The following is a 14,281-nucleotide window of genomic DNA, read 5'->3' on the forward strand; positions in this document are numbered from 1 at the left end:
AGCATTGACCATACTGACAATCGCATTGCTGAGCACCCGAAACTATCTGCTGCACAGCTATCGCTGACATTCATATAAAACAGTAAGTGGTGAGTTCATGATCGAACTCACCACTTTTTTTATTTGATCATTTCTGCCATCGCATTCTGGAATGCCAGAGTTTTCTCATGAGCATTGTCCAGTGATGTTCCCTTGATACAGTAATAGAACTTGCATTTCGGCTCAGTGCCACTTGGACGAATCGCAATCCAGCTGCCATCCTCAAGATAGTATTTCAGAACATCGGATTTTGTAAATCCGCAAAGCTCCTCTTCTTTTCCGTTTTCAATGATCTTGCTTTCCTTATAGTCTTCGAAGCGGATAACCTTCACATCGTTAATTATTTCCACTGAAGTCTTACGCAGGGTTGCCAGAATTTCCTGAATACGCTGTGCGCCTGCCTGCCCCTCCAGCTTTAGCGATGTCTGGCTTTCCTCATAGAAGCCCAGCTCCGCATACAAATCATACAGAACATCCACCAGAGTCTTGCCCTTTGCCTTGTAGTAGCATGCCGCCTCTGCCAGCATCAGACATGCCTGCGGAGCATCCTTGTCACGCACGAACGGCTTGATCAAAGAGCCATAGCTTTCCTCATATCCGAATACATACTGCTTCTCATTCGTAATTTCGTATTTTGCCACCTTTTCACCGATAAACTTAAATCCGGTCAGTGTCTTTTCTGTAGCAACTCCGTATTTTGTGGCGATTTTTTCTCCCAGATCACTGGTCACCACAGTATTGAACATCACCGGGTTGTTCGGCATGCGATCCTTCGCCTGCAGCTGTGAGAAGATGTATTCAATCAATACAGCACCACTCTGATTACCGGTAAGCAGCTTGTATTCCCCGTCATGCTTTACACCAACACCCATACGGTCGGCATCCGGATCACAGACAAGGATAATATCTGCATCCTCTCGCTTCGCATATTCAATTGCTAGCTCGTAGCTTCCTGCCTCCTCCGGATTCGGTGTCGGTGTATTGGAGAAATCAGGATCCGGAGAACACTGTTCTTCCACAGCGACAAAGTGATAGCCTGCACGTGTATACACTTCCTTCACAGGAATGTTCGCAGTTCCATGCTCCGGCGTAAAGATTATTTTCACATCATCCTTATTGATATCCGGATTCAGCTGAATGCTGAGTACATTTTTATAATACTCTTCATCCACATCCTTACCAATCACGGTAATCAGCTTTTCCTGTTCAGCGGAAGGCTCTGCCATGATGGCAAGCTCATCCTCAACTGCATTTACTCGGTCGATAACCTGCTGTGCCAGTGCAGGCACCAGCTGACATCCTTTTTCATCATACAGCTTATATCCGTTGTATTCCTTCGGATTATGAGAAGCGGTAACCATGATACCTCCAAAGCAGTTAAAATGACGAACAGCGAAGCTCAGCTCCGGTGTCGGGCGAAGACTTTCAAACACATAGGATGCAATGTTGTAGGTCGCAAGCACCTTAGCGGAATCCATAGCGAATTCCTTTGACATATGACGGTTATCATAGCCAATGGCTACCCCCCGCTTCATCGCATCTTCCCCGTTTGCGCAGATATATTCTGCAAAGCCGACATTCGCCTTGCGGATCGTATGCAGGTTAATACGGTTTGTACCAGGTCCCAACAGACCTCTCATCCCCGCTGTACCAAATTCGATGGTTGTATAAAACGCATCGTTGATCTGACCCTCATCCATCTGTTCCAGCACTTCTTTATAAGAAGGATCCAGATTCGGATGGTTCAGCCATTTTTCATAAATATCTTTCACCATAAACTATCTTCCTTTCTGTTGATTGCTGGTTTTATTATACCATAATCTCATGGTTTTTTCTGTAAAAGTTTAGCGAATGTAAGCGATTACCACATTTTAAAGAGTTAAATTAAAAATTTTGCCATTCTGTACACGATTTGCATCTGATTTTTATCTGAATTTCATACAAAATAAGGAATGAAACGACTATTCGACTACTGTTTTCCTGCAAGTATCGTCTTTACATACTTGAAAAAACCCGTTTTCGATTTATACCCTCTGTGGAAAGTTTTCATTGTACAGATGGATTTCATATGAAACAGCGCATAACATGCACATCTTCCTTTCAATGGCGTGCTGACAGGAATATACGGATATGTCTCTGCCTCCGGCTATCATAGTTGAAGCCGAACCCCTCAGATGCTTCATATCACCTTTCCTGTAAAATACAGGTATTTCCACACCGCCTATGGATATGGCTTAAGCACATTTGAATCTCTGGAAGAGACTGCGTCCTCATCGATAATAAGGATACAGGTAAGATACATGCGGTAAAATATACCGGCATTCCACCAGAAATGATATTCCTGCATACGCACAACAGCCGTATATTGTTTTTTAAGTGAAACCTCCATCCAATACTCATATACAAAAAAAGCTCCGTCCACAGTCTATCAGCAGGATTGTGCTCGGAGCCTTTCTCTTTTATTAACCGATGATTTTCTGAGCGCGCAATACTTCTTCGATTGCAGCGATTGCAGCATCTTCGTCATCACCATTGCAGGAAATAGTAATTTCAGACTGCGTAGGGATTCCCAGTGACATTACACCCATGATGGATTTCATGTTTACTTCACGGCCCTTGAAAGACACGTTAACTTCACATTTGAATTTGCTTGCAGCGTTCACAGCAACAGTTGCCGGACGTGCGTGTAATCCAACTGGGTCAATAACAGATACAGTGATTTGTTTCATTTTATATTCCTCCTATTAAACAACTTTTTTACATATCCTATTTTAAACCATTTTGATACCACTTACAATCTTTAATTCGTTTTTTTTCGAGAAAAATGGCTTTTCCCATGGGTTTTCCATGCATTTCTCAGCCTTTTGTAGAAAGCGGCTTCACTTCTTCCAAAAATTCCCCGCAGGTCATTACCGGGATTCCCTCATCCAGCAGCAAACGTGCAAACATTCCATCGCCCTCCACCAGCCGGTTTTGAAAGCTTCCATCATAAATGATTCCCTTTCCGCAGCTTGGACTACGCGGCTGTAAAATGACCAGATCCGGCTGAAACTCACGTATCTGCGCCAGTGCCAGTGCTGCTCCCTTTTTAAACTGCGCAGTTACATCCTCACCTTCTGTATTCATGATGTACTCCCCCGATATCTCCGCACAAGCTCTTGGAGTAGGTAGACCACCCAGCACCTCAGGACACACCTGCAGCACCTCATGCTCCTTCAGATAATCGATCAATTCCGAGGAAGCATTATTTCCGCCATTATATTTACAATTTACTCCCAGCAAGCAGCTGCTTACAGCATATTTCATTCCTTACCCCTCCTGTTTATTCAATGTATTTAAATAATGAATGTAGCCTTATCTTATTCTCTATAAAAATAACAGCACACCTACATCTCTATACATTCTATCATAAACCATCCAGTGACACATACAAATGTTTGTATATCACATAAAATTCAAGCCTCTCAATACCGATTCGCTTTCGCATATCATCATGAAACAAACTATAAAACCATAGATGGCAGCTTCCTTTCACATTCTATCATCATTCCCACGCATATCCGGATAGGGACCATATGTTTAAACTCCCACTATTCTCCCACGCTTTGAGCGCAGGCGCAGGCATTGCCTAACAGTTGTTTCAATTTACTGATTACATCACAAATCGGATATATTTCACACGTTCCTATCGACGATTTTAAGCGCATCTGTATATTCACCCAGACGAGCTTGTAACACAAAAAAGCCGCCTGCACAAATCACAGTACGGCTTCCTGTATTAGTTTGCTTTTGCCTTGCAATAGGCTGTAAAATCATGCTCCTGTATAATTTCATCCAAAAGCTCGCGGTTCCCCGGCTTCTCCACATGATACCAGTAGACAGGCAATATATCCAGCTGTCTGCCCTGTTCATCCAGTATCTGCGTGTTTATTTTCTCATATTCATTTTCCGAACTACCAGGCACATATTCCTCCAGTGCATCAACCGCACGGGCTGCTGCTTCATCCACCTCATAGATTTCTCCAAGAATTCTGGAATTCCCCGGAAGCAGTGCCGGGTATGAGCGTTCCTTTAGGGAATACAGTTCCCCGATGACATAGCCATAGCCTAAAAACTGACTCTTCCCCTTCAAATAAAGCTCATAATTATACAATCCCATTCGCAGGGATCCATAAACGAACAGCTTCATTCTAACAGATGGTGCCTCCTGTCGTTTTGACATCCGTTTCATTATGAATCATTGCGGAAATAGCACAGGTTAACCCCTTAACGATAACCTCCAGCGCCATGCTCGGCTGTCCCGGCTTGTCCACCACCTGCTGTGGAAGATACGGAATATGGATAAATCCGCTTTTCTTGCCGGCAAATTCCTTTTCAATCATATAGCGCACACCATAAAGCACATGGTTGCATACAAAGGTTCCCGCACTGTTTGATATAGAGGCAGGTATCTTGTTTTTGCGTATCTCATTCACCATTGCCTTGATTGGCAGGTTGGAGAAATAGGCAGCATCACCATCCGCAAACACAGGCTCATCAATGGGCTGATTGCCTTCATTGTCCGTGATACGGCAGTCATCGATATTGATACCGACACGCTCCACGGTAAGATCACTGCGGCCACCCGCCTGTCCAATCGACAGAATCATATCCGGATCATGCTTCTGAATAGCTTCACGAATCACCTGCAAAGACTTATGAACGACGGTAGGTATTTCCAACTTGATAATCTCTGCGCCCTCTATCGTAGCTGGCAGCAGCTTCACTGACTCAATAGCGGGATTTATCGGTTCTCCGCCAAACGGATCAAATCCGGTCACTAATATTTTCATAAACAGCTTCCTTTCCTAGAACGCCAGCAACAGCATCAGTACGATGTGTACGACGATCATTGCGAATGCCATCGGTGCCTGTGCCCGGATGACAGTCCATTTATTTCTTGTTTCCAAAACAGCCGTTGGCACAATATTGAAATTGGCAGCCATCGGTGTTAATAAGGTACCACAAAATCCGCAGGTCATACCAAGTGCTCCGACAACAACCGGGTTTCCGCCCTGTGCAATGACAAAGGGAATACCGATTCCCAGAGTAATGACAGAGAATGCCGCAAATGCATTTCCCATAATCATAGTAAATATTACCATGCCAAGGCAGTAGATAATGACTCCGATCAGAATATTGCCGCTTGGTACGACACTGGATATCATTGTGGAAATCACATCACCGACACCGGCTTCGGTAAACAGGGTACCCAAAGCGCCCAAAAGCTGTGGCAAAAGACAGGATGCACCGACCTGCATCAGCTGCTTGGTTGTATTTTCACGCGTTTCATTTACCTTTGGACGGCAGATGATAACCGCCAGAACAAAGGATACCAGACAGGCAATTCCAACCATAACGGCACCATCCAGCGCAGCGCCGTCGATTCTGACAAACGACATCACCAGCGCCATCAGACCAACTGTCACGGCCGGAAGGAATATCCAGCTTTTGATCCGTCTGCTTTCTTTTTCCTTTTCCTCAACACTGACATCCCGGAAGGTACCGATACGTACCTGCCCGCTAACTGTTAAAATCCCCATAACCACAAGGATTCCTCCGGTAATCGTACTCGGAATCCATTTTCCAAGGATGAAGATCACACCGACAAGCACCCAGAACAGCGCTGTCCCGTATTTTGCCTTATCATTCTTCCGGAATGCCCGCCAGCCGGCATCCAGACAAACCAGTCCGCATAATGCATAAAATATTTCCGGAGCGATATTAGTCAGAAAATCAGTCATGACGAGCACCTGCCTTTTTTACCTTACGGTCAAACAGGAAAACCTGCACAAATGTAAAAGCTACGGTAATGACCATCACCGGAATACTGGCCATCGCAATACTTGGCAGTGTAACCTCCTTGTACATGGAAAGTGTTCCCTGAATCAGCACAACACCGCTTGCCGCCGCAAAGCAGTTCTGTGCAAAGAAGTTACCGAAGTTTTCCACAGCTGCCGCATGTCCCTTCAGCTCCTCCACCTCATTTTCACTCAGGTCACTCTGCTTACTCACCTTTGCCGCAGCCTCTGACATTGGCAGAATCAGCGGACGCACAAACTGAACATGTCCTCCGATCCGCACATTGAATGCACTGGCAGCAGTACGAACAAGCATATAGATTGCCAGCACCTTTCCTGCGGATGCATTTTTTATTTTTCCTATCAGATATGCCGCACGTTCCTTCAGCCCGTATCGCTCAATAATCGCGATTACCGGGAAGATAATCAGGAAGATCGACATCAGACGATTGCTAACAAAAGACTCTCCCAGAATGGAAAGAATATGTGGAATATCCATTCCTGCAACAATTCCTGTCACCAGACCAGCCAGCAGAACAGTTGCGAGTACATCGAACTTCAGTGCGAAGCCGAGAACGATGATTACGATTCCAATCAATTTCAAGTATTCCATAATAAACTCCTCTCTATCATGGGGATTTTATCATTAACGGTAAAAAGTCGCAATCATTTTCTTACAAAATTTTATGAATTATTTTCACATTTCACCTGAAAAAGAGCTTCAGGCTTCCATTTTTTATTGAAATAAGCCAGCATTTACCTTATTTTCGTTTCATAAACACAAGCTCCTGTGCCTTGGATAATTCCTTATGATATGCATAGCCGTCCGCGTGAAAAGCGATAAGCTCCTCTGCGGTGGATATCCGCTGTGTGATGATCCAGTTAACCATTGCGCCTCTTGCCATCTTCACCTGCGTGGATTCTGTTTTCAGTCTGCCCGCCTTCTCTATAAGAAATGTCACTGTATAGGTAGATTCTTCGCACAGATAAGGGTACACAGCTTTTGAATATTCCTTACTGGCAAGATTGATGATACAGGGTTTTTCGCCTTCCTCCTGCAAGAGGAAATGCGCAAGACGATCCCCCCAGTACGCATACAGGTCCCTGCATTCACCGATCGGCAAACGTGTCTGCATTTCCAGACGATAGGGCTGGATGGCATCCATGGGACGCAGGACACCATACATACCGGACAGTATTCGTATACAGTTCTGTGCATAGGCGGCATCCTCCTGTGAAAAATTCTCCACCCCCATATGCTTGAACTGCAGTCCGTTATATGTATACAGCGCGGGTGAGCCTGCAAGAGAAAACGTCATGTTCTGATACCGCTGTACATTCTCCACAGCTATTTTCTCATTTATTTTCATCAGGGTACGCAGCTCATCAGCGGAAAGCTGCTTCAGCCTTTCACATATAACTTCACTGTCGTTGATGAAGTGTGGAAGCTGCAGCGGTTCTCTGTTCACCGGCTTCATCTGCTTGGTTGGTGATAACATTATTTTCATACTATCTTCCTCATTTCTCCTGTCTATTATAGCAGAGGGAGCTGCTTTGCGGCATTGATTTGCATGTTCATATCCGATTTCATTCCTAATGATTTTATAGCCTCTTTGAAGAATGATATCCCTGAAAGAAGAATCAAAAGCATACAGCTACCGAAAGGTTTCTTTACCATAACAATATAAGTTGATAAAGCAGTAAAAACCGAAAAAAAGAAATAAAGTTCCTGCATGTGAAGGAAATCTATTTCTTCATGGTTTGTTATGTACACCGGTATTTCAATCCGTGTTAGAATCAGCTTTACAGCACCGCTTTTAGATCATGTCCTCGCTTTGTTCCGGCAGGTCCTCACTCACCGGTAGTTCCACGCTGCTGTTTTCCCTTTTCAAGCGTACTCTGCGATTCATTTCCTCACGCAGCAGAGAATAGATAACAGAGAAGGTTGGCAGTCCCAGCAGCATACCCGCAAAGCCAAACAAGCCGCCGCCAACTGTGATTGCAAACAATACCCAAAGGCCGGAAAGCCCCACACTTGTTCCAACGACGCGCGGATAGATCAGATTGGATTCAAACTGCTGCAGACAGATGCCGAATATGACAAAGAACACCCCTTGCAGAGGATTGACGAATGCGACCAGCAGGGCACACAGAACAACACCGAAGATCGCTCCGAAAATCGGTATGATGTTGGTACAGCCGATAATCACACCCAGGATCGGTGCATATGGGAAGCCTAACACCAGGCAGCCGATATAGCACAAAACACCGATAATCACCGCTTCCACCAGCTGCCCGGTGATAAAGGCGGAAAAGGTTGTGTTGGTAAGATGAGCGACCCGCAGCACAAACGCATTCGCTCTGCTGGATGTAAAGGCATAGAGAAAGCGATGAGACTGTTCCAGCAGCTTATCCTTGGATACCGTCAGATAAACCGCAATAACCAGCGCCATAAATACATTGGCCAGACTGCTCGCAAAGCCGCTTGCCATGGTAAGCAGATGCGGTATTCCGTTTTTCAGAAGATTCACCAGAGTGTCCTGCAGCTGTGCGGAATAGGTGTCCACCTGCTTGAGAACATCCTGTGGAATCTGCTGTTTTTCTATCATACTGGTAATCGTTTTCTGTGCATCCTCGATATAACCCGGCAGTGAATTTGCCAATGCTGCAATGCTTTCGATCACCTGTGGCATTACAATGCGGACAATAAAGGCAAGGATACCGAAAATAATCAGCAGCGAGCATACAGCGGCGAGCGCCTTTTTCCACCTTCCCAGATTGTCCGGAAGCTTTTTCAGGAAAAATTTCATAGGGATGTTGAAAACAAACGCCATCATGATGCCATAGATAAACGGACGCAGCATACCGATGATCATAGACACCGTATCAAACACCTCATTCAGATGCAGCATGATCCAGATTAACGCTATCGTATAGGTAATCAGAAACAATACATGCTTCAGCGTCAGCCGGTTGATTTTCTTATTTTTTTCAGTGAACATAGAAGACCCCTTCCTTTATGAGTTCCTCAGCTCCAGCAGGATATCGCGAAGCTCTGCCGCACGTTCGAAGTCCAGCACCTTTGCGGCCTCCCGCATTTCCTTTTCCAGATTTGCCAGCAGCTTTTCCTTATCCTTCTTGCTGACCTTGGCTTTCTTCCCAATATATTTCGCCGTCATTTCCTGGGTTTCCTTACTGCGGACAACCTCATGGATCGGCTTGATGATCGTTTTTGGCGTAATGCCGTGCTTCTCATTATAGGCAATCTGTATTTCACGGCGTCGTGCGGTTTCATCCAGCGCCTTCTGCATGGAATCCGTTATTTTATCCGCATACATAATGACCTGTCCATGGGCATTACGGGCAGCACGACCGATAATCTGAATCAAAGAGCGCTCACTTCGCAGGAAGCCCTCTTTATCGGCATCCAGAATGGTAATCAGAGAAACCTCCGGTATGTCCAGACCTTCACGAAGCAGGTTGATACCGATCAGCACATCGTATTTTCCTTTCCGCAGGTCCCGTATGATTTCCGTTCGTTCAATCGTTTTAACCTCATGATGCAGCCACGCCACCTTGAAATCCATTCCCTTCAGATAGCTGGTCAGATCTTCCGCCATACGAACGGTCAGCGTTGTAATCAGAGTACGTTCATTCTTTTCAATGCGCGTACGGATTTCATCCACAAGATCGTCGATTTGTCCCTGCGTCGGACGTACGGTTACCACCGGATCCAGAAGGCCTGTCGGACGAATGATCTGTTCTATGATTTCACCCTTTGTCTGTTCCAGCTCATAGTTACCCGGTGTTGCAGAGACAAAGATTGCCTGATTGATCATTTTCTCAAATTCTTCAAAACGCATCGGACGGTTATCAAGTGCGGAAGGAAGACGGAAGCCATAGTTTACCAGTGTTTCCTTACGGGCACGGTCCCCATTGTACATGCCGCGAATCTGCGGCAGGGATACATGGGATTCATCCACTACGAGCAGAAAATCGTCAGGGAAATAATCAAATAAGGTATACGGGCGTTCTCCCGGCTTACGACCATCAATATGACGCGAATAGTTTTCTATACCCGGGCAGACACCGAATTCACGCAGAGCTTCTATATCATAACGCGCACGCTGTTCCAGCCGCTGCTTCTCCAGCAGCTTGCCCTCATTTTCCAGCACCTGCAGACGGTCAGCCAGCTCCTCTTCGATCGTATTCGCTGCCCGATTGATAATTTCCTGCTTTGTCGCATAACCGCTGGCCGGATAAACCACGTAAACGGTATAGGCATTCAGAACCTTGCCGGTTAGGGGATCCACTTCACAGATTCGTTCGATTTCATCATCAAACATTTCGATTCGCAGGATAAAGGAGTCCGTATGTCCCGGTGCAACCTCAATTACATCTCCGCGGACACGAAAGGTTCCCCTCAGCAAATCCATGTCATTTCTCGTATACTGTCTTGCGACCAGCTTTCCCATCAGCTCCTTGCGATCAATGATATCACCCACACGGATTGAGAAAAACATCTCCCGATACTGTTCCGGATTGCTGGCACCGTAAATACATGCGACTGAAGCTATGATAATCGTATCCCTTCGTTCCAGAATGGAGTTGACAGCTGCCATTCGCAGCATATCCAGCTCCATGTTGGTTGTCGCATTCTTGTCAATATAGGTGTCGGAGCTTGGAATATAGGCCTCCGGCTGATAATAATCAAAGTTGGATACAAAGTATTCCACCCGGTTGTTCGGAAAAAATTCCTTAAATTCAGAATAGAGCTGTCCTGCCAGTGTCTTGTTATGTGCGAATACCAGTGTGGGCTTATTGACCTTCGCAATCACATTGGATATGGTGAAGGTCTTACCGGTACCGGTCGCCCCCAGCAGAACCTGCTGTTTCTTTCCTTTTTGAATGCCGTCCACCAGCTCCTGAATTGCCTTTGGCTGATCTCCCTGCGGCTGATAATCTGATACAAGATCAAATAATTTAGTTTCCATTTGTCAGTTCCACCGCTTTCTTCATCTGCGTATCCAGAACTGCCTCCTCACTATGCCATTTTAACGCACAGCTGGAAAGCAGAGAGGTCAGGGTATCCGCATCAATGTTTCCAGTGACCTTCATTCCCTTATCCTTCTGATACTGCTTCAGGGCTTCACCGGACGCATAAGAGAAATATTCATCCGTCCGATCCACTGCATAACCGAGGAATTTCAGATAAATCTGTGCACTCTTCGCTGCTGCGGAAACCGTGTCCGGCTTGTATACTTCCTTTTTCAGAACCGGTGCACTCGTATAGAACGCTTCATCCAGCTTTACCTGAACATCCGGTGTAATGCCCTTCCCGTTTATTTTTTCCCCCTTTGGCGTAATCCATTCCGCTGTTGTGTATTTAAACATGGTTCCGTCCTTAAAGGTGAGCGGCACCTGCACCGTTCCCTTGCCATATGTTTTTTCTCCGACAACGGTTGCGCCCAGATGTTCGCGCAGTGCTGCAGTCAGCACTTCTGCCGCACTGGCAGTATCCCCGTTGACAAGTACAACAATTTTCTTATATTTGTATTGCTCATAACCGCTGATGGTTTTGTAATCCTCCTTCGTGCCGTCCTTTGTTTCCTCACGGAAGATAACGGTATTGTCCGGAAGCAGATAGCTGGCAATTTCCTGTGCGGATTTCAAATAGCCGCCGGTATTGTCCCGCAAATCCAGAATCAGGTTCTCACAGCCATCCTTCTTCAGACTTTCCAAATGGCTTTTAACCTCTTCCCCGCTTGTTTCCGCAAAGGTGTCAAGCTCCAGTATTCCGGTTTTCCCGTTGACACCGCTGTATACGGAATCCTGCACAGTTGCTTTCTTCACCTTGATTTTCTTATGCCTGTTTTCCCGTATGATTTCCAATGTGATTTCATCACTCTTGGAATTGGTGATCAGCGCTTTAACATCGCTTGTTGTCATATTCCTGCATACAGTTCCATCAATGGCATAAATCTGATCTCCCATCAGAAAGCCTGCTCCCTCTGCCGGTGAATTTTTCAGCACCTCATCAATGATAAACGTCGAATCATCCACGCCGTAAAACTGAATGCCGATACCGACAAAGCTTCCTTCCATGGAGCCCGTAAAGCTTTCTGTCTGTTCATTATCCAGATAGCTGGTATGGATATCGCCGCCGGCATCCACCAACCCGCTGATCGCACCGTCAATCAGCTTCTGATTCAGATTTTTCTGATTCTTTCCGAAGTAGAATTTGTCACTCATGATGGAATAGATTTCCTCCAGCTTCTGAAATTCATCTCTGGAGGCTGCCGCAGTCTGATGCAGCGTGGAGTTTAAAAAGAAGCCTCCGAAAAAGCATACAATACATGTGGCAACAATGCACATTCGTCTCTGTCTGCGTTTTTTCTCTGCCTGTATTTCATCCGGCCATTTATGTCTGACCAGTTTATATCTCACAACTTTTTTCTCTGCCATACAAAACACCTCATTGTCCTTTACAGATTTACGTTTATAATCATATCACATTTTATGAACGATGATAACTATTTCGATGAAAGAACATGACAGTTCGTGAAATCTCATTCGCTCATTTTCATAAAGGCGCTCATTTTCATAGACTTTCCTTCAAAGTGAAAACAAGGAAAAGGACTGCCTGAGCAGTACATCCTTCCCAGATTTACATAGAACGCTCCCTTTGGAAAGCTCTGTGTAATCACGGAATGCACACCCGGCAGTCCTTTTTTACGATTATTCTGATAAAGCGGCACTTTCATTGCGTGCCGGTGTCCATATCAGCGCTTCCAGCGCAGATACTTCGTAGTTGAGAAAAAGCTTCCCACAAGTCCGACCAGCATACCGCCCAATAGCAGAATACCGCAAATCTGAAGTGTAAACGGCATAATCGGCTGTAGTGTAAACAGACTGGTTATAATCTGACCGTTCAGCATGTCAAAGAAATACTGATAGCCGAAATAGGTAAAGATACACGGCAGTACAGCGCCCATTAAACCTATGAGCATTCCTTCAATCATAAACGGAACCTTTATGTACCAGTTTGCCGCACCGACATTTCGCATAATGGATATTTCGGCATTTCTCGCATAGATTGTCAGCTTTATGGAATTGGATATCAGGAAGAGTGCCAGCAGTGTCAGCAATCCGACAAAGACGAGTCCTCCGGAGCGAATGGTATTCAATACGGAAATCATTTTGGATACACTGTTTCCTCCGTAAACAGACTGCTTCACAAAGGGCAGCTGTTCAATCTGTGCATTGATGGCTTTGATCTGATTGGCATCCTTCACGGACACAAAGAAGGCATTGCACAGCGGGTTATCCTTACCGCGGTACATTTCAAATTCCTTCCCCTTTTCCTTAATCATCAGCTCCAGCTCATTATCCTTATCGGAAAAGGTCACCCTGCGTACACCGCTGATTTTTTCCAGACCGTCTTTTGCCTCATCAATTTTCTTCTGTGTTTTTACATCCGCCTTTAAAACCACATGAATCTGCAGATCATCCTCGATGGAATTGGTAAACAGAGATACATTTCCTGCAATCATCAGAAATGCGGAAAACAGAATCAGTGTGATGGTAACTGCACTGGATGCCGATAAGGACATGGCGATGTGACGAAAGATACTCAAAAAGGCCGTCTTTATGAATTTCGGGAACGCCTTGAAAAATCTAATCATGCTTCAGGTAGCCCCCCTTCATGATATCCGCAACCACATAGCCCTCCTCCAGACAGATGGTGCGTTTCTTAAAGCGGTCTACGATCGTTGAATCATGGGTAACCATGACAACCGTTGTTTTTTCAACCTCATTGATTTTCTCCAGCAGCTCCATGATTTCCGCAGATTTATCCGGATCAAGATTTCCTGTCGGCTCATCCGCTATCAGCACCTTTGGATGATTGGCAATTGCACGGCCGATTGTCGCCCTTTGCTGCTGTCCTCCTGAAAGCTCATTGGGAAAGGCTTTCGCCTTGTCTTCCAGCGATACCAGCTCCAGCACCTCTCGCACACGACGCCGGATATCCACCTTTTTCATGCCGATGACTTCAAGAGCGAATGCGATATTTTCAAAAATTGTAAGCCTTGGAAGCAGACGGTAGTCCTGAAATACGACCCCGATGTTTCTGCGGTAAACCGGTACACGGGAATGCTTCAGCTTTCCCACATTGATATTTTCCACCATAACCGTGCCGCTGTTTGGGATTTCTTCTCCATCCAGCAGCTTGATCAGTGTAGATTTACCTGAACCGGTCGGTCCGATGATGTACACAAATTCTCCATCATCAATGGCAAGATTGATATCCCGCAGTGCATGTACACCATTCTTATATTCTTTTGATACGTTTTCCATTACGATCATAACATCACTCCTGACTTTTCATAATTACGCTTGAA

At 45.5% G+C, this 14,281-nt stretch carries 15 protein-coding genes; all 15 read right to left on the minus strand.

Going from position 1 to position 14,281, the window contains the following annotated elements; translation table 11 throughout:
• Nucleotides 1–119: 119 nt before the first annotated feature.
• The 15 genes from KSZ58_RS11920 to ftsE all read right to left on the minus strand — a co-directional run bounded on the left by KSZ58_RS11920 (nt 120) and on the right by ftsE (nt 14,246).
• The gene (locus KSZ58_RS11920; protein WP_009589170.1) at nt 120–1,814 is read right to left on the minus strand and encodes a phospho-sugar mutase; all 1,695 of its coding nucleotides are present in this window, start codon (nt 1,812–1,814) and stop codon (nt 120–122) included.
• Between the two features lie 446 nt (nt 1,815–2,260).
• Nucleotides 2,261–2,461 carry a hypothetical protein gene (locus KSZ58_RS11925; RefSeq protein ID WP_054343819.1) on the minus strand — a complete coding sequence of 67 codons (201 nt, stop codon included), beginning with the start codon at nt 2,459–2,461 and terminating at the stop codon, nt 2,261–2,263.
• A 40-nt stretch (nt 2,462–2,501) separates the two neighbouring features.
• A complete protein-coding gene (locus KSZ58_RS11930; RefSeq protein WP_002606045.1) occupies nt 2,502–2,768 on the minus strand; it encodes a phosphocarrier protein HPr in 267 nt (88 codons plus the stop codon).
• Nucleotides 2,769–2,895: 127 nt separating this feature from the next.
• Complete coding sequence (locus tag KSZ58_RS11935) at nt 2,896–3,345, minus strand: DUF523 domain-containing protein (protein WP_008816547.1); 450 nt, start codon at nt 3,343–3,345, stop codon at nt 2,896–2,898.
• Nucleotides 3,346–3,817: 472 nt separating this feature from the next.
• Nucleotides 3,818–4,228 carry a gamma-glutamylcyclotransferase gene (locus KSZ58_RS11940; RefSeq protein ID WP_009270649.1) on the minus strand — a complete coding sequence of 137 codons (411 nt, stop codon included), beginning with the start codon at nt 4,226–4,228 and terminating at the stop codon, nt 3,818–3,820.
• Between the two features lies 1 nt (nt 4,229).
• A complete protein-coding gene (gene pcp, locus KSZ58_RS11945; RefSeq protein ID WP_009270650.1) occupies nt 4,230–4,871 on the minus strand; it encodes a pyroglutamyl-peptidase I in 642 nt (213 codons plus the stop codon).
• A 15-nt stretch (nt 4,872–4,886) separates the two neighbouring features.
• Nucleotides 4,887–5,822: a DUF979 domain-containing protein gene (locus tag KSZ58_RS11950; protein ID WP_009270651.1), complete on the minus strand. Its 936-nt coding sequence runs from the start codon at nt 5,820–5,822 to the stop codon at nt 4,887–4,889.
• Nucleotides 5,815–6,492 (minus strand): DUF969 domain-containing protein, encoded by a 678-nt coding sequence (locus tag KSZ58_RS11955; protein WP_008816543.1) that lies wholly within the window; start codon nt 6,490–6,492, stop codon nt 5,815–5,817. Before KSZ58_RS11955 ends, KSZ58_RS11950 begins: the two co-directional genes overlap by 8 nt.
• 148 nt (nt 6,493–6,640) lie before the next feature.
• The gene (yaaA, locus tag KSZ58_RS11960; RefSeq protein ID WP_008816542.1) at nt 6,641–7,387 is read right to left on the minus strand and encodes a peroxide stress protein YaaA; all 747 of its coding nucleotides are present in this window, start codon (nt 7,385–7,387) and stop codon (nt 6,641–6,643) included.
• A 26-nt stretch (nt 7,388–7,413) separates the two neighbouring features.
• On the minus strand, nt 7,414–7,614 hold the full coding sequence (locus KSZ58_RS11965) for a hypothetical protein (RefSeq protein WP_035304086.1): 201 nt from the start codon (nt 7,612–7,614) through the stop codon (nt 7,414–7,416).
• 82 nt (nt 7,615–7,696) lie between these two features.
• Entirely contained in the window at nt 7,697–8,881 is a 1,185-nt protein-coding gene (locus tag KSZ58_RS11970) for an AI-2E family transporter (protein ID WP_009270652.1), read from the minus strand.
• 15 nt (nt 8,882–8,896) lie between these two features.
• Nucleotides 8,897–10,873 (minus strand): excinuclease ABC subunit UvrB, encoded by a 1,977-nt coding sequence (uvrB, locus tag KSZ58_RS11975; protein ID WP_002606053.1) that lies wholly within the window; start codon nt 10,871–10,873, stop codon nt 8,897–8,899.
• Nucleotides 10,863–12,344, minus strand: a complete 1,482-nt coding sequence (locus tag KSZ58_RS11980; RefSeq protein WP_009270653.1) for a S41 family peptidase — start codon at nt 12,342–12,344, stop codon at nt 10,863–10,865. Before KSZ58_RS11980 ends, uvrB begins: the two co-directional genes overlap by 11 nt.
• Before the next feature lie 317 nt (nt 12,345–12,661).
• On the minus strand, nt 12,662–13,564 hold the full coding sequence (gene ftsX / locus KSZ58_RS11985; protein ID WP_002606055.1) for a permease-like cell division protein FtsX: 903 nt from the start codon (nt 13,562–13,564) through the stop codon (nt 12,662–12,664).
• Nucleotides 13,557–14,246 (minus strand): cell division ATP-binding protein FtsE, encoded by a 690-nt coding sequence (ftsE, locus tag KSZ58_RS11990; protein WP_009270654.1) that lies wholly within the window; start codon nt 14,244–14,246, stop codon nt 13,557–13,559. The genes ftsX and ftsE overlap by 8 nt, the downstream gene beginning before the upstream one ends.
• Nucleotides 14,247–14,281 lie beyond the last annotated feature (35 nt).

The sequence above is a fragment of the Erysipelatoclostridium sp. DFI.2.3 genome (assembly GCF_019132535.1).
Lineage (GTDB): Bacteria > Bacillota_I > Bacilli_A > Erysipelotrichales > Erysipelotrichaceae > Clostridium_AQ > Clostridium_AQ innocuum.